This is a genomic window from Pseudomonas sp. R1-43-08 (genome assembly GCF_003852255.1).
In the GTDB taxonomy this organism is placed as follows: Bacteria; Pseudomonadota; Gammaproteobacteria; order Pseudomonadales; family Pseudomonadaceae; genus Aquipseudomonas.
Window position 1 is genome coordinate 2,264,526 of record NZ_CP027734.1, and the last position, 19,950, is coordinate 2,284,475.

Annotated in this window: 18 protein-coding genes and 2 pseudogenes; 8 read left to right on the forward strand and 12 right to left on the reverse strand. The window is 58.0% G+C overall.

All coding sequences use genetic code 11. The annotated features are described in order from the left end of the window. Positions 1-4: 4 nt before the first annotated feature. The 3 genes from C4J87_RS10405 to ribBA all read right to left on the reverse strand — a co-directional run bounded on the left by C4J87_RS10405 (position 5) and on the right by ribBA (position 3,229). On the reverse strand, positions 5-922 hold the full coding sequence (locus C4J87_RS10405; RefSeq protein ID WP_164487653.1) for an ABC transporter permease: 918 nt from the start codon (positions 920-922) through the stop codon (positions 5-7). Continuing rightward, a complete protein-coding gene (locus C4J87_RS10410) occupies positions 919-1,944 on the reverse strand; it encodes an ABC transporter substrate-binding protein (protein ID WP_124366695.1) in 1,026 nt (341 codons plus the stop codon). Before C4J87_RS10410 ends, C4J87_RS10405 begins: the two co-directional genes overlap by 4 nt. A 178-nt stretch (positions 1,945-2,122) precedes the next feature. Continuing rightward, on the reverse strand, positions 2,123-3,229 hold the full coding sequence (gene ribBA / locus C4J87_RS10415) for a bifunctional 3,4-dihydroxy-2-butanone-4-phosphate synthase/GTP cyclohydrolase II (RefSeq protein WP_124366696.1): 1,107 nt from the start codon (positions 3,227-3,229) through the stop codon (positions 2,123-2,125). A gap of 69 nt (positions 3,230-3,298) precedes the next feature. On the opposite strand from ribBA, the gene C4J87_RS10420 reads away from it, so the two are divergent. The 8 genes from C4J87_RS10420 to C4J87_RS10455 all read left to right on the forward strand — a co-directional run bounded on the left by C4J87_RS10420 (position 3,299) and on the right by C4J87_RS10455 (position 12,544). After that, on the forward strand, positions 3,299-3,592 hold the full coding sequence (locus C4J87_RS10420; RefSeq protein ID WP_124366697.1) for a DUF1330 domain-containing protein: 294 nt from the start codon (positions 3,299-3,301) through the stop codon (positions 3,590-3,592). A 472-nt stretch (positions 3,593-4,064) separates the two neighbouring features. Then, on the forward strand, positions 4,065-5,498 hold the full coding sequence (locus tag C4J87_RS10425; RefSeq protein ID WP_124366698.1) for an FAD-binding oxidoreductase: 1,434 nt from the start codon (positions 4,065-4,067) through the stop codon (positions 5,496-5,498). Then, positions 5,495-6,379, forward strand: a complete 885-nt coding sequence (locus C4J87_RS10430; protein WP_124366699.1) for a HemK/PrmC family methyltransferase — start codon at positions 5,495-5,497, stop codon at positions 6,377-6,379. Before C4J87_RS10425 ends, C4J87_RS10430 begins: the two co-directional genes overlap by 4 nt. Next, the gene (locus C4J87_RS10435; protein WP_124366700.1) at positions 6,363-7,625 is read left to right on the forward strand and encodes an aminotransferase class I/II-fold pyridoxal phosphate-dependent enzyme; all 1,263 of its coding nucleotides are present in this window, start codon (positions 6,363-6,365) and stop codon (positions 7,623-7,625) included. The genes C4J87_RS10430 and C4J87_RS10435 overlap by 17 nt, the downstream gene beginning before the upstream one ends. Positions 7,626-7,669: 44 nt before the next feature. Beyond that, positions 7,670-8,005 (forward strand): chorismate mutase, encoded by a 336-nt coding sequence (locus C4J87_RS10440; protein ID WP_256680033.1) that lies wholly within the window; start codon positions 7,670-7,672, stop codon positions 8,003-8,005. Next, positions 8,002-10,071, forward strand: a complete 2,070-nt coding sequence (pabB, locus tag C4J87_RS10445; RefSeq protein ID WP_124366701.1) for an aminodeoxychorismate synthase component I — start codon at positions 8,002-8,004, stop codon at positions 10,069-10,071. The genes C4J87_RS10440 and pabB overlap by 4 nt, the downstream gene beginning before the upstream one ends. Further along, a complete protein-coding gene (locus C4J87_RS10450; protein ID WP_124366702.1) occupies positions 10,068-10,940 on the forward strand; it encodes a prephenate dehydrogenase dimerization domain-containing protein in 873 nt (290 codons plus the stop codon). The genes pabB and C4J87_RS10450 overlap by 4 nt, the downstream gene beginning before the upstream one ends. A gap of 83 nt (positions 10,941-11,023) precedes the next feature. Then, the gene (locus C4J87_RS10455; RefSeq protein WP_124366703.1) at positions 11,024-12,544 is read left to right on the forward strand and encodes an MFS transporter; all 1,521 of its coding nucleotides are present in this window, start codon (positions 11,024-11,026) and stop codon (positions 12,542-12,544) included. Between the two features lie 99 nt (positions 12,545-12,643). Here the strand turns inward: C4J87_RS10455 and C4J87_RS10460 are convergent, their stop codons facing one another. From C4J87_RS10460 to C4J87_RS26645, 9 genes and pseudogenes are all read right to left on the reverse strand, one after another. After that, complete coding sequence (locus C4J87_RS10460) at positions 12,644-13,207, reverse strand: NUDIX hydrolase (RefSeq protein WP_124366704.1); 564 nt, start codon at positions 13,205-13,207, stop codon at positions 12,644-12,646. 2 nt (positions 13,208-13,209) lie between these two features. After that, the gene (locus C4J87_RS10465; RefSeq protein ID WP_065952753.1) at positions 13,210-13,962 is read right to left on the reverse strand and encodes a GntR family transcriptional regulator; all 753 of its coding nucleotides are present in this window, start codon (positions 13,960-13,962) and stop codon (positions 13,210-13,212) included. Positions 13,963-13,985: 23 nt separating this feature from the next. Then, positions 13,986-14,375, reverse strand: coding sequence for a carboxymuconolactone decarboxylase family protein (locus C4J87_RS10470; RefSeq protein WP_065883580.1), 390 nt, complete (start codon positions 14,373-14,375; stop codon positions 13,986-13,988). A gap of 13 nt (positions 14,376-14,388) precedes the next feature. Continuing rightward, positions 14,389-14,874 carry a flavin reductase family protein gene (locus C4J87_RS10475; protein ID WP_124366705.1) on the reverse strand — a complete coding sequence of 162 codons (486 nt, stop codon included), beginning with the start codon at positions 14,872-14,874 and terminating at the stop codon, positions 14,389-14,391. Between the two features lie 12 nt (positions 14,875-14,886). Continuing rightward, positions 14,887-16,368 carry an aldehyde dehydrogenase gene (locus C4J87_RS10480; protein WP_124366706.1) on the reverse strand — a complete coding sequence of 494 codons (1,482 nt, stop codon included), beginning with the start codon at positions 16,366-16,368 and terminating at the stop codon, positions 14,887-14,889. After that, complete coding sequence (locus tag C4J87_RS10485; protein WP_124366707.1) at positions 16,365-17,198, reverse strand: alpha/beta fold hydrolase; 834 nt, start codon at positions 17,196-17,198, stop codon at positions 16,365-16,367. Before C4J87_RS10485 ends, C4J87_RS10480 begins: the two co-directional genes overlap by 4 nt. Before the next feature lie 39 nt (positions 17,199-17,237). Continuing rightward, positions 17,238-17,828 carry an amino acid synthesis family protein gene (locus tag C4J87_RS10490; RefSeq protein ID WP_124366708.1) on the reverse strand — a complete coding sequence of 197 codons (591 nt, stop codon included), beginning with the start codon at positions 17,826-17,828 and terminating at the stop codon, positions 17,238-17,240. A gap of 167 nt (positions 17,829-17,995) precedes the next feature. Continuing rightward, positions 17,996-18,532: pseudogene (locus C4J87_RS26640) on the reverse strand (methyl-accepting chemotaxis protein); the annotation flags it as partial. A gap of 327 nt (positions 18,533-18,859) precedes the next feature. Then, positions 18,860-19,939: pseudogene (locus C4J87_RS26645) on the reverse strand (cache domain-containing protein); the annotation flags it as partial. Positions 19,940-19,950: the final 11 nt, after the last annotated feature.

Genomic DNA, 19,950 nt, shown 5'->3' on the forward strand with positions numbered 1-19,950 from the left:
CGGCTTACCTCGCGTTGCTGGCGCCAACCGGGGATTCCGGCTGGAGCTTCAGGTAGAAGTAGAACAGCACCAGCGTGATGAAAATCAGCAACGCCGCACCGGCACTGGCCAGGCCCCAATTGAGGAACGATTGCACCTGTTGAATGATGAACTCGGGCAGCATCATGTTCTGCGCACCGCCCAGCAGGGCCGGGGTGACGTAGTAACCGAGGGACATCACAAAAACCATCAACCCGCCGGAAAACAACCCCGGCCGGCACAGCGGCAGGAACACCCGGAAGAAGTTGGTCCAAGGGCTGGCGCCACAGATGGAGCCGGCCTGCAGGATCATCGGGTCGATGGCCTGCATGGTCGCCTGCAGCGGCAACACGATGAACGGAATCATGATGTAGCTCATGCCGATCACCACGCCGGTGAGGTTATGCACCATCTCCAGCGGTTGATCGATGATGCCCATGGCCATCAACGCCTTGTTGATCACCCCCGAGGCCTGCAGCAATACCAGCCAGGAATAGGTGCGGGCGAGCAGGCTTGTCCACATCGACAGCAGCACGATACTCAGGATCCAGCGGCCCCAGCCGCGCGGCACGAGGGTAATCGCCCAGGCTAGCGGAAAGCCCAGCAGCAGGCTGAACAGGGTCACCAGGCCGGCCACTGAAAAGGTATTGAGCAACACCCGCGCATAGGCCGAGTTGGCGAACAGCTGTTCATAGTTGCCAAGGCCCGGTACCGGCTCCAGCACGCCGCGCAGTAACAGGCCGATCAGCGGTGCCAGGAAGAACAGGCCGAGGAACAGCAGGGCCGGGATCAAGTTGCTCGACCCCCGCCAGCGTTGCGCCAGGGATAGCGCCCCGGCCTTGTGGGAAACCGCGTCGGCAGCGCCGAGGGCGCTCCCGGTCGGCGTGGTTGCCGTCATTTTCATTTGACTAGCCATTCATTCCACCGTGTCGCAATGGCCGGACCGTTCTTGGCCCAGTAGGCGAAATCGAGGGTGATCTGATCCTTGGCGTACGCCGTCGGCAGGTTGGGCGCCAGGACCGAATCCAGGCGCTGCACGCTGTCGATATTTACCGGAGCGTAGGCGGTCAGGTTGGAGAAATCCGCCTGGCCCTTGGCGCTGCTGGCACTGGCCAGAAACTTCATCGCGGCCGCTTTGTTTTTCGAGCCTTTAGGTACCACAAGAATGTCGGCCATCACCAGATTCTGTTTCCAACTCACGCCCACTGGTGCGCCATCTTCCTGCAAGGCGTGAATGCGGCCGTTCCAGAACTGGCCCATGCTGACTTCGCCGGAGGCCAGCAACTGTTGCGACTGCGCACCGCCGCCCCACCAGACGATGTCTTTCTTGATGGTGTCGAGTTTCTTGAAGGCGCGGTCCAGGTCCAGGGGGTAGAGCGTGGCGGCGGGCACGCCGTCGGCCAGCAGCGCCAGTTCAAGCACACCTGGGCTTGGCCATTTGTAGAGGGCGCGTTTGCCGGGGTAGGTCTTGGTGTCGAACAAGGCGCTCCAGTCCTGCGGTTTGCCGGTGCCGAGCTTGCCTTCGTTGTAGCCGAGCACGAAGGAGAAGAAGAACGAGCCGACGCCATGGTCGGAGACGAAACGCGGGTCGATCTTGTCGCGCTCGATCACCGAGAAGTCGAGGGGTTCGAGCAGGCCTTCGGCGGCGGCGCGCAGGGCGAAGTCGGCTTCGACATCCACCACGTCCCACTGTACGTTGCCGCTTTCGACCATGGCCTTGAGTTTGCCGTAGTCGGTGGGGCCGTCCTGGACGACGGTGATGCCGCTGGCCTTGCTGAAAGGATCGGCCCATGCCTGCTTCTGCGCATCCTGGGTGCTGCCTCCCCAACTGACGAAGTTGACACTTTCCGCCGCCAACGCCGCCTGGCTGGCCACGCTCAACAAACCCGCGAACAGCACCGCGGTTGCACCTGTGTTCAACACCATTTTTACGCCCTCATTGTTGTGTTTATGAGCGGGGCTTGGAGTGCCCGCCTGTCGGGAGCAATCGGTCCGGGAGACCTGATTCAGGTTGTCCGGCCCATGGAATATCATATTATGGTATTCCAAACTTTGCGCAAGCACTTTGCCATACCGGCTATCCGCCGACGCTGGGTTTCCAGCCTCAGGTGAAGGGGATGCTTTCCACGACTTCCAGGTCGTAACCGGTCAAGCCTGCGTATTTCAGCGGTGGTCCGAGGTGGCGCAGTTTGCCCACGCCCAGGTCCTGCAATATCTGCGCGCCAGTACCCACTTCCGAGTAAATCCGTGACTGGGAGCGGTTGAACTGACGCGGCGCCTGGGTCAACTGCGGTACGCGTTCCAACAGTGCCTGGGACGACTCATGGTTGGCCAGCACCACCACCACGCCGCTGCCTTCTGCCGCCACGCGTTGCAGGGCGGCCCACAAGGTCCAGTTGGACGGCCCACTGTAGTCGGCACCGACCAGGTCGCGCAGCGGGTCGATCACGTGCACACGGACCAGCGCCGGCTCATCACGGCGCAGTTGGCCCATGACCATGGCCATATGCACGCCGCCGTCGATGCGGTCTTCAAAAGTGATCAGGCGGAAGGTGCCGTGCACTGTGGGCAGGTCGCGTTCGCCGATGCGTACCACGGTGCGTTCGGTGCTGAGGCGGTAGTGGATCAGGTCGGCGATAGTGCCGATCTTGATCCCGTGCTTGCGGGCAAAGGCTTCCAGCTCGGGACGACGGGCCATCGTGCCGTCGTCGTTCATCACTTCGACAATCACCGAGGCCGGTGTGTGCCCGGCCAGGCGCGCGAGGTCGCAACCGGCTTCGGTGTGGCCGGCGCGGGTCAGCACACCGCCATCCCGGGCGCGCAGCGGGAAGATATGTCCTGGCTGCACAATGTCGGCGGGGCCCGCGTTGATGTCCACAGCCGCCACCACGGTGCGTGCGCGATCGGCGGCGGAGATGCCGGTGGTCACGCCGGTGGCGGCTTCGATGGACACGGTAAACGCAGTGCTGAACACGCTGCCGTTACTCGGCACCATCTGCTCCAGGCCCAGGCGTTGGCAATGTTCATCGGTAAGGGTCAGGCAGATCAGGCCCCGCGCTTCGCGGGCCATGAAGCTGATAGTCTCGGCGGTGCAGCACGCCGCAGGCAACAGCAGGTCGCCTTCGTTTTCCCGGTCTTCGTCGTCGACCAGAAGCACCATCTTGCCCTGGCGGTAGTCTTCGATGATATCTGCGATGCTGTTGAAGGGCATGAGGAGTGCTCTGCTTGTTGGTTGTATGTATTATGGTATACCACAAATTCCAAGCAAGAGGATGTCTCGATGAAGGCCTATTGGATTGCCCATGTGGATGTGTCCGATGCAGAGCAATACACCCAATACACCCAGCGCGCGCCGGCGGCGTTCGCGAAGTTCGGCGGGCGATTTCTGGCCAGGGGCGGGCGCAGTGAGGCGCTGGAAGGCGGGCCTGTGCGGCAGCGCAATGTGGTGATTGAGTTTGAGAGCTATGAGCAGGCGGTGGCGTGCTATGAGTCTGTGGAATATCAGGAGGCAAAGGGGCATAGAGCGGGGGCGGGAGAGGCGCAGATCATTATTGTGGAGGGGCTGGCGCCCTAGGTCTGCCAAGTGTATGCCAATCAGATGCAGCCGGCCCTCCACAGTAACCTGCATCTAAATTCGAAAATGAAAAGGCGGCGTTTCAAAAGCCGTCTTTTTTCACTGCGCGTACTGCTTGCTAGGCCGCTTGCGGCGCGCTCTGCACATTGTTCTGTCTTGCTGCCTTAAGCAGCGACCGTCATTAACACCAGAATCAATAGTAAGTATCGGTACTCAGCGATCGGCATCAGAACGACTTGAATTCGATGAATTCATTTAGCCGCTTTGTACGCGAGGAGAATTGAGGTGGGTAAATTTACTTACAGTAAACTCAGGGTTTATTTCGAATGTATGTAGATTTGTAACAGTAATACAATGTGAAACAAAAACTTCATGGTTTCACCGCCTTACAAATTATAAAAAGCTCAGCATGCTCCTACAGGAGATCGGTTTTCATCCGATAGCTGACAATTAATTAGTGAGGATCTTGAACATGGAGTTCGACGTAATTGTGGTAGGTGCGGGAGCCATTGGTGGCTCTATCGCGTATGAGCTTAGCTCGCGCGGCTTAAGTGTCTGTAGAGTCGGCGTGACTGACCGGATCAACACAGCATCCATGGCGGCTGGTGCAATGAATGGCTGTTTTGGTGAAATCACCAGCGGCTTGCTGGCTAGTGATCATGGCAGACTCAAGTTGAATATGGATTGTCAGGCACGAGACCTGTGGCCTGCTTGGGCCGAGCGCCTAGCCGACGCATCGGGTATCAGCACCTCACTGTTCACCGCTATTGGCACACATGTAGTGCTCAACAGCGCTGGAATGGATGAAGTTGATACGGTCAACTACGAAACCATCGAACGCAGCCTGCAAGACTACGGGGAACCGTTCGAAACCATTAATCCAAGAACACTAGAGTGGTTGGCGCCCGACCATTTGGTACGCCCACTGCGCGGCCTATTCATTCCTAACGAACACTCCGTCAATTCTCACTTGCTGCTCGAAAAACTCGACGGTGCTCTGCTTGCTACCAAGGGCACGTTGATTAATGGAAACGCCAGCCGGGTATTGGCTGAAGGAGGAGTTGCGACAGGGGTCGAGTTGCTTAACGGCGAAGTGCTCAGGGGTAAAAAGGTTGTCGTTGCCGCTGGTGTTCAATCGCTGGATCTACTTAGCGAATTCGACACTGTGGTAAGCAAAATCCCTCCTCTATTCAGTGGGTATGGAGTGTCAATTCTGGTCAAGTTGCCGGAAGGCATGGAGTCACCCAAGTCGGTAATCCGCACACCTAACCGTGCGTTTGCTTGCGGTTTGCACTGCGTGCCGCGCGGTGATGGTGTGCTGTATCTGGGTGCGACGAACATTCTTTCTGAGCGGCCCAAACGTTATGCGCTTATCTCAGACGTGCAATTTTTGCTCGACTGCGCAGTCGACCAGTTAAATCTTGATCTTCACAGTGCCGAAATCCTTTCGATTCAGGTGGGCAACCGTCCAATCCCAGCTGACGGCTTTCCGCTAATTGGCGAGTGCGGCATACAGGGGCTATGGCTGGCAACCGGCACCTACCGTGACGGGCTGCACCAATCGCCTTTACTGGCGGCTTACATCGCCGACTGTGTGACAGACTTTAAAAGTACCGGTCTGGATTTGAGCACATTTACTCCGGTGCGTGCCCCACTGACAGGGCTTGCTCGTGAGCTGACAGTCGGCGAAACCGTCAAGCAAATGTTCGCCACAGGTTATGAATATCGCTGGGACGTAAAGCCCTATTGGTTACCCATCCTCGATAAAGGTCTATCAAGTAATTATCAGCAACTGATCGACGAACTCCATCCCTCGTTCACTCCCCCTCCAGAGTTAGTTGCCTTTTCCTACATTTACGAATCCATGCGGGTGAAACTGACACAGTATTATAAGGAGTGGTCATGAGGCTGGGTAAATATGAGCAGGAGGCTATCGCCCAAGCCCGTGTACTGCTGGAAGAGGCAGGTGTTTGGGATCCGGATAATGATCTGAGTAGCTTGGTTGATCGGTTTATCGCGCGTACCGACAGGCAACGCGCACTTGATGAGTTCAGGTTGGCGGTGAGCGAGCGCTGCAACCGTATTCCCTTAGGGCATATTCTCGGCATAGTGGAGTTTGATGAATTGCCGTTGGTCGTCGGCAGTGGCGTGTTTATCCCGCGACCTCACAGCTCCGTCATTCATAAATGGTTGGACGGTTCGGAGCTAGCACAAGGCGCCCGCGTTCTGGACCTTTGCGCCGGTAGTGGTGCGATTGGCCTCGCAATAGCTCGACGCAGACCAGACTTGGACGTCACTTGCGTGGAGTTTGAACAAGTCGCCGTCAACTACCTCAAACGTAATATCGCCCGATTGGCAACCAAAAACGTACATGTAAATGCGTTGCAAGCTGATATTCGCGAAAGCAAAGCGTTTGCCCACTTCGGTGAACAGATAGGTCTGATTGTTGCCAACCCGCCTTACGTTCCTCGAAAAATGCAGCTGCAGCCAGAATGGGGCGACCATCATCCAACCGCCGCTGTTTATTCAGGTGCCGACGGCTTGGACTTAATACGCCAGATCACCGCGCTAGCGATCACCCTGTTGATATCTGGTGGATGGCTGGTTATTGAACATGGGGAAGATCAGGCACAGGTTATTCGCAAGTTATTCGGACAACACCAACTGACTGAAATCCAGACTGTCATTGACCGCAAGTCATCCGATGCCACTGGCACGTCAGTCATAACCATCGGGCGCTTAGGGGCCAATGATATAGGAGTTTCGCGCAATGGATGCACAAACTAAACAGGACTGGATGACAATCCGACGTGATAACACGACTAGCGCGTTAGAGCGTGCCTATGAAGAAAGCCTAACCGGTTTTACCGTCGCAAGCCGTGAAGGCAAACGCATCACTTTGAAGGAGGGCAACACATTCACCGAGTTTGTCTCCTGTTCTTATCTAGGCTTGGAAGCCCATCCTGCCCTAATCGAAGCAGCACATCAGGCCCTGGGAACCACCGGCCTCCACCTTTCCTCGTCACGCAGTGCAATGCGCCCGGTGTATTTGCCGCAACTGGAATCGTTGTTGAGCGAGATCTACAAAGGCTGCGGTGTTAGCGTCTTCACTTCGACCACCAGTGTGCATCTTGGAGTACTGCCGCTGTTGGGCAGCAATTCGCTCAAAGGATACCCGATCAGAAAGCGTGCTCATTGGTTGATGGACAAAACCGCTCATGCATCGATGCAGGTACTCCGAGGTATTTTTCAGCAGTTCGGCGAAGTAACCCGTGTGCAATCGACAGATCCTGAGTCAATGAGCTCCGCATTAAAAAAGTGCGCCGAACGTCAAGAAACACCGATTTTGCTGATTGACGGTATCGGCTCAATGAGCGGTCTGGTACCTATCGCGCAGCTCTCTCGCCAACTGGAGGCGGTCGGTGGCTACCTGTATGTGGATGACGCTCATGGCATATCTATCACTGGGTGTCATGGCTCTGGTTATGCGTTTGCAGCCTTAGACAACCAACTACCGCATAACATGATTCTGGCTGGCTCTCTGTCGAAAGGATTCGGCGGAGCTGGCGGGTTTGTGGTTGTGAAGGATCCGCAAGATATCCCTTCAATTCAGACTCTTGCTAATCCGCTGGTTTTCGGCCATTCAATCATGGTGCCGATTTTGGCCGCCAACGTTGCGGCAGCGAAGATTCACCTGAGTGACGAGATTGAGAGCCTACAAAAACGTCTTTGGGCCAACGTACGCCAGTTTGATTCGTTGACACACAACCGCCTGCTCAACGCTGGTGTTCAGTCGCCAGTGAGAGGCGCATTTTTTGAGACGGAAGAGGGCGGTTTACAAGCGTGTCGGATCCTGCGAAACAACGGAATTCTGATGTTTCCCGTGTTTTACCCGATTATCGCTAAAGGAAAAGCGATGCTGCGTTTTGCCTTTTCGGCCGGCCATACCGAAACGGATATTCGGCAATTGACCGACTCCTTGGGCGAAGTTACCAGTGCAGGTTTATGGACGGCGCATACGTCTACGGCGTGAAGTTTCCGGCGTCATCGCACGACATACAAATCGAAGGAGTGAATATGACACAGCGCCGTCAGATTTCTCGAACAACGCCGTCCGCCATCTTGAAACCTAAGCGTGATCAGTTGGATCGGATAAACAACCACCTGGTCAACCTGCTTTGCGAACGCATGAACGTGTGCATGGACATCGCCGAACTAAAGGCTGCACATGACATACCGATGATGCAGCCACAACGTATTGTTCAAGTGCTGGATCAACTCAAAAATCAGTCCGCGAAGGTTGGTTTGAGGTCCGATTATGTGGAATCGATTTTTAGACTGATCATCGAAGAAACCTGCATACAAGAAGATATTTTGATCCGACGATGCCGGGATCTGGAGAGGAATTCATGAAAATACTGTTGATTGATAACTTCGATTCTTTTACCCAGAATATTGCTCAGTACCTGTACGAGATTACGGGAGTCTGCGTGGACATTGTCGCTAATACCCTAGCCTACGACGACTTACAGATCGAGCTATACGATGCAGTGGTACTTTCACCAGGCCCAGGCCATCCGCGTGAATATCTAGACTTTGGAGTGTGTGGGGAAATTATCCTCCATTCCCCCGTGCCCTTGCTCGGCATCTGCCTGGGACATCAAGGTATCGCCCAGTTCCTTGGCGGAGCAGTTGGACACGCACCTGAACCGGTACACGGGTATCGCAGCAGAATTACGCATTCTGGCAGCGGCTTGTTTCGGGACCTACCAGAACAGTTTAACGTGGTGCGCTATCACTCATTGATGTGCACCCATCTGCCAAAGGAACTGCGCTGCACCGCGTGGACGGAGGAAGGTGTAGTTATGGCAATCGAGCATGATAGTCGTCCCATTTGGGGCGTCCAATTTCATCCCGAATCCATTGACTCCGAATATGGGCATGCGCTACTGAGCAATTTCATCCGCATGGCACTCGAATACAATGGAGACCATCGTTCGCGGGGGCCGGAGAACCTTCATGGTTCTCCAGCGGTAAAGGAGCACTATCTAGCTGTAGGCGGCATGCTCAATATGCAATTGGCCTACCGCCCACATTCTGAGCCATACGATCCGTTGGCTTTATTCGAACAACTCTACGCCAAAGACCACCACAGTTTCTGGCTAGACAGCGAAAAATCGGAAAGACCCAATGCCCGCTACTCGATCATGGGTAGCGGTCAGGCTCAGGGCTCTATTCGACTTGCGTATGACGTCGAGACAGAAAGTCTGACACTTGATGGCCCAAAAGGCAGGAGGACTTTGGAGGGTGATTTCTTTTCGCTGCTCGGTCAAATCTTGGAGTCGGTGCACGTGGCTGTACCTCAATACCTGCCTTTTGAGTTTAAGGGTGGCTTAGTCGGTTATATGGGGTACGAACTGAAAGCTCTTACGGGGGGGCACAAGGTCTATCAATCCAATCATCCGGACGCGGGATTTATGTTCGCTCCGCATTTCTTTATTTTTGACCACCATGACCAAAAGGTCTACGAATGCCTGATAAGCCCGCCTGGCCAGGCGCCGCAATGGCCAAGTTTGTCGGCGTTGGCATCGGTGACGCAAAAAAAAGAAGCTGGAGTACGCTTCGTTCCAGGCGCGGTGGATGAACTCAAACTGTCACTTAAGGACGACCCTGAGGATTACATCCGCAAGGTGAAGCGGTCATTGCAATACATTACCGATGGTGAGTCTTACGAAATTTGCCTGACCAACCGAGCGAGGATGAATTATAGCGGTGCACCACTAGCAGCCTATCGCAGAATGCGCGACGCCAGTCCCGTGCCTTATGGCGCGTACCTCTGTTTCGACAGTTTCTCTGTACTAAGCGCCTCACCCGAGACTTTCTTGAGGATTGATGAAAGAGGCCTGATTGAATCTCGGCCGATCAAGGGCACTCGTGCACGAAGCAAAGACACAACTGAAGATCAGCGTTTGCGTCACGATCTAGAAACGTCAACCAAGGACCGCGCCGAGAACCTGATGATTGTCGATCTGGTACGCCACGACTTAAACCGCGTTTGCCGTACGGGCAGCGTACATGTCCCGCAAATATTTGCGGTCGAAAGTTTTTCCTCGGTACATCAATTGGTCTCTACGGTACGTGGACATTTACGCAACGGTGTTTCAACTGTCGAAGCAATAAGAGCTTGCTTCCCCGGGGGATCAATGACCGGGGCGCCAAAAAAACGCACCATGGAAATTATCGACGGACTTGAGGCATGCGCACGCGGTGTTTATGCAGGAGCGCTCGGATGGATCTCATTCAGTGGTAGTGCAGAACTAAGCATAGTCATCCGTACGGCGGTGTTGCATAAGCAAGTGGCCGAGTTCGGAATCGGTGGCGCTATCGTCGCGCACTCCGATCCACATGACGAGCTTGAAGAGACTTTGGTCAAAGCCAGCGTGCCCTATTACAGTTTTTGCGTAGAGAACAAAAAATGAGCGACAACACGGTAGTCGTGTTGGGGGGCGCGGGCCTTATTGGCTCGCTGATTTGCCGCATCCTCAAACAGTACGGGTATTACGTGCGCGTCGTGGATTGTCGTCCTACGCAATTTGAGTGTGAATATCATGAAATGGATGTAACCCAGCCATTCAGTAATACAGGTACTGTTTTCCGCGATGCCATAGCAGTGGTTTTCGCCTTGCCTGAAAACGCCGCAGTCAATTCAATTCCCTGGGTCACAAAACATCTGTCTAGTGAGGTTCTATTCATACCTACCTGCTCTGTACAGGGACCCTTCCACAAAGCGCTCAAAGCAGCAGCGCCACTCCAGCAGCTTGTTGGTATCAATCCCATGTTTTCGCCCAGGTTGTCCGTCCAGGGACGCACGGTTGCAGTCTGTATGGAAAACGTGGAGGCAACCCAATCTTTCATTGAACGGCACTTGTTGGACGCAGGGATGAAAATTCGTCGAATGACGCCCCTAGCCCATGACGAACTAATGGCGCTGTGTCAGACATTGCCCCACGCGGCCATCCTCGGTTTCGGTATGGCCCTGGCCAAATCTTCCATAGATCTGGACTTAGTGGGGGAAGTTATGCCGCCTCCGATGCGCACCATGATGGCACTACTATCACGAATATTGGTTAACCCTCCAGAGGTCTATTGGGATATACAGTTGGAAAATCACCACGCCAGCTATCAGCGTGAAGCGCTGGTAAATGGTCTGGAACGGCTCCAGGAAAACATCGACGAACAGGATTACAAGCGCTTCAAAAGCGACTTGCAGACTGTGTCAAAGAGCTTAGGTAAAAGATTGAACACAGGTGCCGTGGATTGCGAGCATCTGTTCTCCCTATTGAACTGAAAATCGGCATCCCCAAGGGCCGAGGCGGTCTAGCAGGACTCAGTAAATGTATCGTCCATGAATGTTTTTATAAGGAGCCGATGATGTCATTGACGGCGGAAGATGTAACGCAGCAACCACGCTCCAGCCGGTGGATAGCTTTAGCGATATTGATGCTACCGGTCCTGCTCGTGACCGTGGATAACACTGTACTGGGTTTTGCCCTGCCGAAAATAGCCGAAGCCTTGCATCCCAGCGCCAGCCAGCAGCTATGGATGATTGATGCCTATTCATTGGTCTTGGCCGGACTGCTCATTTCCATGGGTAGCCTGGGTGATCGCAAAGGTCATCGAAAACTGCTGCTGATCGGCTCATTGGGATTTTGCGTAGTCTCCGTCATGACGGCTTACTCCGGTAATGCCGCGCAACTGATCGTCGGGCGCGCCTGCATGGGGATCTTCGGGGCCATGTTGATGCCTTCAACATTAGCCTTGATCCGCTCACTTTTCGAAGACCGGGAAGAGCGGCGGCTTGCCGTGGCTATTTGGGCAACGACCTTGACGGTCGGTTCTGCACTCGGTCCTTTGATCGGCGGCGTGCTACTGGAGTTCTTCAGCTGGGGATCGATTTTTCTGCTGGCGGTGCCGGTGCTGGTGCCATTATTGGTCCTCGGACCGTTGCTGTTACCCGAGTCTGAGCCAGATGGGTCGGGGCCGATGGATACCATAAGTACTGTGCAATCGATGGTGGCCCTCGGTGCGCTGGTGTATAGCATCAAGCACATCGCCAGTGCTGGTCCGGATGTGTTGGCACTGGTGGCCTTCAGTGTTGCTCTGGTCATCGGCTGGCTATTCGTGCGGCGGCAACTGCGCCTGCCAACGCCGTTGATGGACCTGAGCCTGTTTCGCAACAAAATGTTCAGCGGGTCGGTGGCCATCAACCTGATGAGTCTGGCGTTTCTGATCGGTTTTGTGTTTTTTTCCACTCAGTTCCTGCAAATCGTCCTGCGGATGTCTCCCCTCAACGCCAGCCTGGCGCTGATACCGGGCCAGGTTATGGCTATCGTCGTGGGGCTGCTGATAGTCCCGGTCGCCCAGCGAGTATCGGTCATTGTTTTGATTCCAATTTTGCTGGGTTTTATTGCTGCAGCCTTTTTGCTGGTTGCCGGCCTTGGTAGCAGCCTGACGATACTAGTGGTGGCATTTGCCTTGCTGAACATTGGAGTCGGCGCCATCGCCACGGTATCCAACGACGTGGTGCTGTCGGCCGTCCCCTCCACCAAAGCTGGAGCGGCTTCAGCCATCAGCGAGACTGCCTATGAAGTGGGTGTCGTGCTCGGTACCACCGTACTCGGCGGCATCGTCACCGCAAACTACCGCAGCACATTACAGCTGCCGGACTTCCTGACACCGCTGCAAATGCACTTGGCCGGCGAAACATTGGCAGGTGCCCACGCGGTATCGGCAACATTGACAGGAGATCAAGCCAATGAGGTGATGTATAACGCCACACGAGCATTTGAAGGCGGTATCAGTTTGATGGCCTGGGCAACTTTCAGTTTGGCGGTGCTGGCGATCCTCATTGCCAGGTGCACATTGAAAAGCCCCAAAGCGGCTCCGGTATAGTGTAAGGGAGGGGCGGTGATCATTTTTTTGGTACTGTTATCGGAAGCAACGCGAATCGTCGCACCGCGCCTGCCACATTGAGACCGGTTTGACCTGGGCTCAGCGCATGAAGTGGATCTTGCCGCTGTCATCATTCCCCATGTAGATGCCATACACCCCAGCCTGGCGTTCCTCGATGTAACGCTCGAGAATCTGCCGGATCGCCGGGTAGTAGATGCTGTCCCACGGAATGTCCTCGGGGGCGAAGAATGTGTAGGCCAGGGTTTCCGGGCCGAACTGGCCGGTGATCTCTAGCGCGATGGCGCGGAAGATGATGTACACCTCGCTGATTTTCGGCACGCTGAAAATCGAGTAGGGCGACACGATCTCGGCGCGCACGCCGGTCTCTTCCCAGACTTCGCGCAACGCCGCTTCTTCGGTGGTTTCGCCACCTTCCATGAAGCCCGCCGGTAGCGTCCAGGTGCCGGGGCGCGGGGGGATTGCGCGCTGGCACAGCAGGTACTTGCCGTCCTGCTCGATGATGCAACCGGCGATGATCTTGGGGTTGATGTAGTGGATGTAGCCACAGCCCCGGCACATCAGGCGCTCGTGGGCGTCGCCCGGTGGCAGTTGGTGACCGAGGTCACGGCCGCCGCAGGTCGGGCAGAAGCTGGGGCTGGGCACGGTCAGTGACCTATGCGCGGTTCTTTGAGCGCGATAGGCAGGGTGATCTCGGGGAGCTTGCCGGTTTCTTCCTGTTTGCGCTTGAGGTAATCCAAGGCCACGGCTGCCGCTGCACGCACGTGATCGACGCAGGCTTGGTGGGCGGCCAGGGGGTCACCGCTCTTGATCGCCTGAACCATGCGTTCCATTTCCTGGTTGCTGGCGCCACGCCGGTTTTGCTGGGACACAGACGTCGCGCGCAGGTAGCTGATACGCGCCTGCAACTGGCGCAACTGAGTGGCGGCCACGTGGTTGCCGGATCCTTCGAGCAACACATCGTAGAAGCCCTGCACGGAGTCGATCACTTGCTGCAGTTCGCCTTCCTTGAGAGCCTTGCGGTTTTCCTCAAGGGCTTTTTCCAGGGCCTTGATGTCCTTGGCCTTGGCGCGCAGGGTGAACAGCTGCACGATCAAGCCTTCGAGCACGCAGCGCAGTTCATAGATATCGACGGCATCGGCCAGGGTGATGATCGCCACCTGCGGGCCCTTGGCATCGGCGAATTCCACCAGGCCTTCGGACTCCAGGTGGCGCAAGGCTTCGCGCACCGACGTGCGGCTGACACCGAGGCGGTCACACAGGTCGCGCTCCACCAGGCGGTCACCGGGCAGTAGCTGGAAATTCATGATGGCGCTGCGCAGTTTCTCCAGCACGATTTCGCGCAGGGTGACCGGGTTGTGATTGACCTTGAAGCTATCGTCGAGGGGCGCGCGTTTCATGGGGTCTGCTCTGAATGTAGCGGTTAACTGGAGGCCTCGGCATCGGCTTCGGCGAAGGCTTCACGGGCCAGCCGGAAGCTGTCCACAGCAGCGGGAACCCCGCAGTAAATGCCGACCTGAAGCAGAATTTCGCGTATTTGTTCACGACTTAGCCCGTTGCGCAAGGCGCCACGCACGTGCAGCTTGAGTTCGTGAGGCCGATTGAGGGCCGAAATCATTGCCAAGTTTATCATGCTGCGTTCTTTAAGCGACAAACCCTCCCGGCCCCACACATGGCCCCAGCAGTACTCGGTGACCATCTCCTGCAGCGGTCGGGTGAAGTCGTCGGCGTTGTCGATTGAACGCTGTACATAGGCTTCACCCAAGACTTGGGTACGAATTTTCAGGCCCTGTTCATACTTGTCGTTGCTCATGCTTCAGCGCTCCTCAGGCCAGGGTCGGCAGTGGGCCCAGCTTGCCCTTGTGATAGATCATCGGCGTGACCGGCTGTGTGGGCAGGATCAGGTTCTTCACCGCACCGACAATGATCGCGTGGTCGCCGCCGTCGTATTCGCGCCACAACTCGCACTCGATGATGGCCGTGGCGTTGGCCAGCAGCGGGTTGCCCAGCTCGCTGAGATGCCACTCGATGCCCTTGGCCTTTTCCTTGCCTTTGCTGGCGAAGGCATAGGCTTCGGCGGTCTGGCCGGCGGATAGCAGGTGGATCGCGAAGCGCTTGCTGTCGCGCAGGATCGGGTAGGTGTCCGACGCGTAGTTGGGGCAGAACAGCACCAGGGCCGGGTCGATCGACAGCGCACTGAAGGCGCTGGCGGTGATGCCGACGATGCCGCCGTCCGGGTCGAGGGTGGTGACCACCGTGACGCCCGAAGGAAACGAGCTCATGACGTCTTTGTAAATGCCGGGTTCGATCATGGTTGTGGTCTCTTAACGCATCACAAAGGGATCAGGCATGGGCGCCTGGGAGAGGTTGATCCACACCGTCTTCAGCTCGGTGTAGGCCAGCACCGAATCGATGCCGCTTTCGCGTCCATAGCCGCTGTTCTTGAAGCCGCCGATGGGCGCCATGGCCGAGACGGCGCGGTAGGTGTTGACCCAGATGATCCCCGAGCGCACATCGCGTGCCAGGCGATGGGCGCGGCCGAGGTCACGGGTCCAGATGCCGGCGGCGAGGCCGAACTGCGAGTCGTTGGCGATGGCCAGGGCCTGGGCTTCGTCCTTGAAACGGATCACCGAAGCCACTGGGCCGAACACTTCTTCCTGCATGATCTTCATCGAATTGGTGTCGCACTCGAACAGCGTCGGCTCATAGAACCAGCCTTCGCCGAGGTTCTGCGGGCGCTTGCCACCGGTGCGCAGGCGCGCGCCTTCAGCGATGGCATCCGCCACCAGGCCTTCGACCACGGCCAGTTGCTGGGCGGTGGCCATGGGGCCCATCTCGCTGGCGTCGTCCTGCGGGTTGCCGATGCGAATGCGTTGGGCGCGTTCAACCAGGCGCTCGACGAACTCGTCGTAGATTTCATCCTGCACCAGCAGGCGCGAACCGGACACGCAGCTTTGCCCTGACGCCGCGTAGATCCCGGCGATTGCACCGTTGATGGCGCTGTCGAGGTCGGCGTCGGCAAAAATGATATTCGGCGATTTGCCGCCCAGTTCCAGCGACAGCTTGGCGAAGTTCTCCGCGCTGCTGCGCACCACATGCCGTGCCGTGGCCGCGCCGCCGGTAAAGGCGATCTTGCGTACCAGCGGGTGGCGGGTAAGGGCGGCGCCGGTGCTCGGGCCGTAGCCGGTCACCACGTTGACCACGCCTGGTGGAATCCCGGCTTCCAGCGCCAGGCGCGCCAGCTCCAGGACGGTTGCCGAAGCGTGCTCCGAGGGTTTGATCACGATGGTATTGCCCGCCGCCAGGGCCGGCGCGAGTTTGATCGCCGTCAGGTACAGCGGGCTGTTCCACGGAATGATCGCGGCGACCACGCCCATGGCTTCGTGGACCGTGTAGGCGAACAGGTCCGGTTTGTCCAGCGGCAAGGTGCCGCCTTCGAGCTTGTCGGCCAGGCCTGCGGTGTAGTGGAAGAACTCCGGCAGATAGCTCACCTGGCCACGGGTCTCGCGGATCAGTTTGCCGTTGTCGCGGCTTTCCAGCTGCGCCAGTTGTTCTGTGTTTTCGGCGATCAAGTCACCCAGGCGGCGCAGCAATTTGCCCCGTGCTGTGGCGCTGAGGCTGCGCCAGGCCGGGCTATCGAAAGCCGATTGCGCGGCCTGTACGGCGCGGTCCACGTCGGCTTCATCGGCATCGGGCAATTGCGCCCAGGGTTCGGCCAGGGCCGGGTTGAGGCTTTCGAAAGTCTTGCCGGACAGGGCATCGACCCATTCACCGCCGATGCACATCTGGAAGCGTGCGAGTGTCATGCAACGATCCCCTTTATTGGATTGTTTTGGGCGTACACGGTGTCGAGGAACCCCAGCAGCAGGCTATTGACCAGGCGCGGTGATTCCACCGGCATCATATGCCGTTGCTCGGCCAGCACCGCAACCGTGGCGCCGGGAATACGGTCGGCCAGTTGCCGGGCCATTTCCGGCGTCGAGCCGGGGTCCAGTTCGCCGGTGGCGACCAGGGTGGGCACGCGCAACCCCTTGAGGTCGTCGGCGCGGTACATGTCCTGGGTCGCAAACAGCTCGTAGGTGGTGAGGTAGCCCTGGGGATCATTGCCCGCCAGGGTCTGGCGCAACGCGGCGATCTGCGCCGGGTTGGCCGCCTGATATTCACGGCTGAACCAGCGCGACAGCGCCGCTTCCGCATTCGCATCCGGCCCGTGCTCGGCGGCCTGGGCCGTGCGCGCGATCACGCCGGCACGCTGCTCGGGGCTGCGGTTGAATACACTGTTGAGCACCACCAGGCTTTTTAGACGGTCGGGGTAATGCAGGGCAAACGCCCGGGCAACCAGGCCGCCCATGGAAAACCCGATCACCGTGGCCTGGGGCAGTTGCAGGTGGTCGAGCAGTTCCAGCAACTGGTCCGCATAGCCGAGCAACGGTGTGCCGGCGGCCGGGCGCGGGCTGGCGCCATGGCCGAGCATGTCATAGCTGATCACATGGTAATTGGTGGCCAGGCCAACGATTTGCCCGCCCCACATTTCTTTGTTCAGGCCCACGCCGTGGATCAAAACCACAGGCTGGCCTTGGCCGGTCGCCAGGTAACTGGTACCTGCCGGGGTGCGTTCAGCGGTGAGCCGAATCATGGAGCGCTCCTGCATGCTTTTTGTTATGGCCGGTGTCGCTTACTGGGCTTTTTCAGCCGCCAGCTCTTCCAGGTCGATGTAACGGTTGCCGATCCGTGGGTGCAGGCGACCGCCATCGGCGCAGCCCAGCACGACGACGATTTCGTCAGCGCGCGGCGCGTCTTCAATTTGCATTTCCAGGGTGATGTAGTGCGAACGCAGGCCTTCGTCGTCCTTGTGCATCATTGGAATCTGGATCGAGGTACCCGGGCCGCCGCGCTTGTTGGTGAAGCTCAGGTAGCTTTTGGCCTTGACGGCGTCACGGTAGTGGTTGCCGAAGCGCAGGGTATGGATGATCGCACTCGCATGTTCGATCTCGCCATCGGCGCCTACCACGGCCGCTTTGCCGTAGGCCTCGATCTTGTCGGCACCGCCGATGATGCCCACCAGGCGCTCGACCATCAGCGCGCCGAGGTCGGAGCAGTTAGCGCGGATCTCCGGCTTCAGGTCTTCGACGAAACCACGGCCCAGCCAGGGGTTTTTCAGTACCACGGCCAGGCCGACCATTTTCACGGGCGTGTCGGAGGCTTTGCCGCCCTCGATAAAGGTCTCTTCTACATAACTGACGATCTTGCGGATTTCGAAACTCATGGGCTGCTCCGTCTAAGTGAGGGTCTGCGTATGATGGTATACCATAATACGAGAAGCGCAATAGGCGTGCGGCAAGATCCCAGGCAAGCGTGCGTGGGTTTGTTGAGGAGGGGGGTTATGCAGCGATCAGGCGGTGAAGGGCTCACCGCCTGTCTTGGGAGAGGACGTCAGAACTTGAAGCGGCCCACCAGGCCGTTGAGCTGACCGGAGATGTCGGTCAAACGCCCCGACCCGCTCTGCGCCGTATGGGCAAACTCTTCAACCAACTGCGCATCGGCATGAATCTGCGCGATGTGCCGGTTGATCTCTTCGGCCACTTGGTGCTGCTCTTCGGCGGCGGTGGCGATCTGGGTGTTCTGGTCGCGAATCGAGTCCACCGAACCGCGAATCTTGTCAAAGCTGTCGCGGGCCTGCTGGATGCGTTCCACGCTGGTATGCGAGCCCTGCAGGCTGCTTTGCATCTGCTGGGTGACTTCCTTGGTGCGGCGGGCGAGATTGCCCAGCAGGCTGTCGATCTCGCCGGTGGAGTCGGCGGTGCGGCGGGCGAGGGCGCGGACTTCGTCGGCGACCACGGCGAACCCTCGGCCCTGATCGCCGGCGCGTGCGGCTTCAATCGCAGCGTTGAGTGCCAGCAGGTTGGTCTGTTCGGCAATCGAGCGGATGGTATCGAGGATGGCGTTGATGTTCTGGCTGTCTTGTTCGAGCAACTGCATGGTCTGCGTGGATTTCTGCAGGTCTTCGCTGAGCTTGAGCACGCTGCCGGTGGCTTCGCCGATGTGCTGCTGGCCGTTGTGTACGTCGCGATAGCCTTCGTCGGCACTCGACGCGGCGGCGCTGCACGAGCGCGCCACTTCATTGGCGGTGGCCACCATTTCGTTGAAGGCGGTGCTCACCAGTTCCACGGCTTCGCGTTGGCGGCCGGCGGCCTGGTTCATGTTATTGGCCACTTCACGGGTGTCGGCGGCGGCGGTTTGCAGGTCCGAAGACGCGTTGCCGATGCGCTGCACCAACTGGGCGATCATGCTCAGGAACTGGTTGAACCAACCGGCCAGGCTGGCGGTTTCGTCCTTGCCCTGCACCTTGAGCTGGCGCGTGAGGTCGCCTTCACCTTCGGCAATTTCCTGCAGGCCGTCGGCCACGCCGCGAATCGGACGCACGATCACGCGGGCGAAACTGGCGCCGACGATGGCGAATACCGCCGCCAAGACGGCGGCGATGGCGGCGATCAACCACGTCAGGCGGGTGGCGCCCGCCATCACTTCGTCACGCTTGATCAGGCCGATAAAGCGCCAGCCCAGGTCTTTGGAGCTGACCACGTTGGCCATATAGGCCACGCCGTCGATGTCGATCCGGGTCACGCCGTCGCCGCCCTTGGCCAGTTCGGCGTAGTTGGGCCCCAGGTCGGCCAGGGGCTTGAAGTTGTGCTTGGCATCGCTGGGGTCTACCAGCACGTTGCCGTTGCCTTCCACCAGCATCAGGTAGCCGCTGTCGCCCAACTTGATGGTGCGCACCAGTTCGGTGAGCTGCTTGAGCGACACGTCCAGGCCGACTACGCCAAGGATGTTGCCAGTGGTGTCGGCGACGGTATGTACGGTACCGATCAGCACCACATCGTCCGGTGCCCAGTAATAGGCACCGGTGCGCACGGTCTTGCCCGGCGCAGCAATGGCCGCCTGGTACCAGGGGCGCACGCGTGGGTCGTAGTTGGTCAGTTTGGTGTCGTCCGGCCAGCTGGCGTAGCCGCCGTCGCGCAGGCCCAGGGACAGGTAGGCAGTGCTGGGATGGCTTTTGGCGAACTGGTCGAAAATCGCCAGCAGTTCGGTGTTGGTCGGTGTGAGCGGGATTTGCGCGGCGTCCGCGCTGGCGTAGCTCTTCAGGTCCTTGGCCGCGATAACGCGCGGGTCCTTGGCCACGTACTCGACGTTCTGGCTGATGCCGTCGAAAAACTGCTTCATGCCATTGTCGATCTGGCGGATCTCGCGGCCGCTGCTGTCGAGAAAGTTGGCGAGGGCGCCTTCGCGCACATTCAGCACCACGATCATCGCGACCAGGACGACCGGGAGGCACGCGATGGCCGCAAACGCCCATGTCAGCTTCTGCTTGATATTCATGACTTCACCCG

Excerpts from the sequence above, each read along its gene's own strand:
- C4J87_RS10405 (WP_164487653.1), bottom strand. The coding sequence starts at position 922 with ATGAAAATGACGGCAACCACGCCGACCGGGAGCGCCCTCGGCGCTGCC.
- C4J87_RS10410 (WP_124366695.1), bottom strand. The coding sequence starts at position 1,944 with ATGGTGTTGAACACAGGTGCAACCGCGGTGCTGTTCGCGGGTTTGTTG.
- ribBA (WP_124366696.1), bottom strand. The coding sequence starts at position 3,229 with ATGCCCTTCAACAGCATCGCAGATATCATCGAAGACTACCGCCAGGGC.
- C4J87_RS10420 (WP_124366697.1), top strand. The coding sequence starts at position 3,299 with ATGAAGGCCTATTGGATTGCCCATGTGGATGTGTCCGATGCAGAGCAA.
- C4J87_RS10425 (WP_124366698.1), top strand. The coding sequence starts at position 4,065 with ATGGAGTTCGACGTAATTGTGGTAGGTGCGGGAGCCATTGGTGGCTCT.
- C4J87_RS10430 (WP_124366699.1), top strand. The coding sequence starts at position 5,495 with ATGAGGCTGGGTAAATATGAGCAGGAGGCTATCGCCCAAGCCCGTGTA.
- C4J87_RS10435 (WP_124366700.1), top strand. The coding sequence starts at position 6,363 with ATGGATGCACAAACTAAACAGGACTGGATGACAATCCGACGTGATAAC.
- C4J87_RS10440 (WP_256680033.1), top strand. The coding sequence starts at position 7,670 with ATGACACAGCGCCGTCAGATTTCTCGAACAACGCCGTCCGCCATCTTG.
- pabB (WP_124366701.1), top strand. The coding sequence starts at position 8,002 with ATGAAAATACTGTTGATTGATAACTTCGATTCTTTTACCCAGAATATT.
- C4J87_RS10450 (WP_124366702.1), top strand. The coding sequence starts at position 10,068 with ATGAGCGACAACACGGTAGTCGTGTTGGGGGGCGCGGGCCTTATTGGC.
- C4J87_RS10455 (WP_124366703.1), top strand. The coding sequence starts at position 11,024 with ATGTCATTGACGGCGGAAGATGTAACGCAGCAACCACGCTCCAGCCGG.
- C4J87_RS10465 (WP_065952753.1), bottom strand. The coding sequence starts at position 13,962 with ATGAAACGCGCGCCCCTCGACGATAGCTTCAAGGTCAATCACAACCCG.
- C4J87_RS10470 (WP_065883580.1), bottom strand. The coding sequence starts at position 14,375 with ATGAGCAACGACAAGTATGAACAGGGCCTGAAAATTCGTACCCAAGTC.
- C4J87_RS10475 (WP_124366705.1), bottom strand. The coding sequence starts at position 14,874 with ATGATCGAACCCGGCATTTACAAAGACGTCATGAGCTCGTTTCCTTCG.
- C4J87_RS10480 (WP_124366706.1), bottom strand. The coding sequence starts at position 16,368 with ATGACACTCGCACGCTTCCAGATGTGCATCGGCGGTGAATGGGTCGAT.
- C4J87_RS10485 (WP_124366707.1), bottom strand. The coding sequence starts at position 17,198 with ATGATTCGGCTCACCGCTGAACGCACCCCGGCAGGTACCAGTTACCTG.
- C4J87_RS10490 (WP_124366708.1), bottom strand. The coding sequence starts at position 17,828 with ATGAGTTTCGAAATCCGCAAGATCGTCAGTTATGTAGAAGAGACCTTT.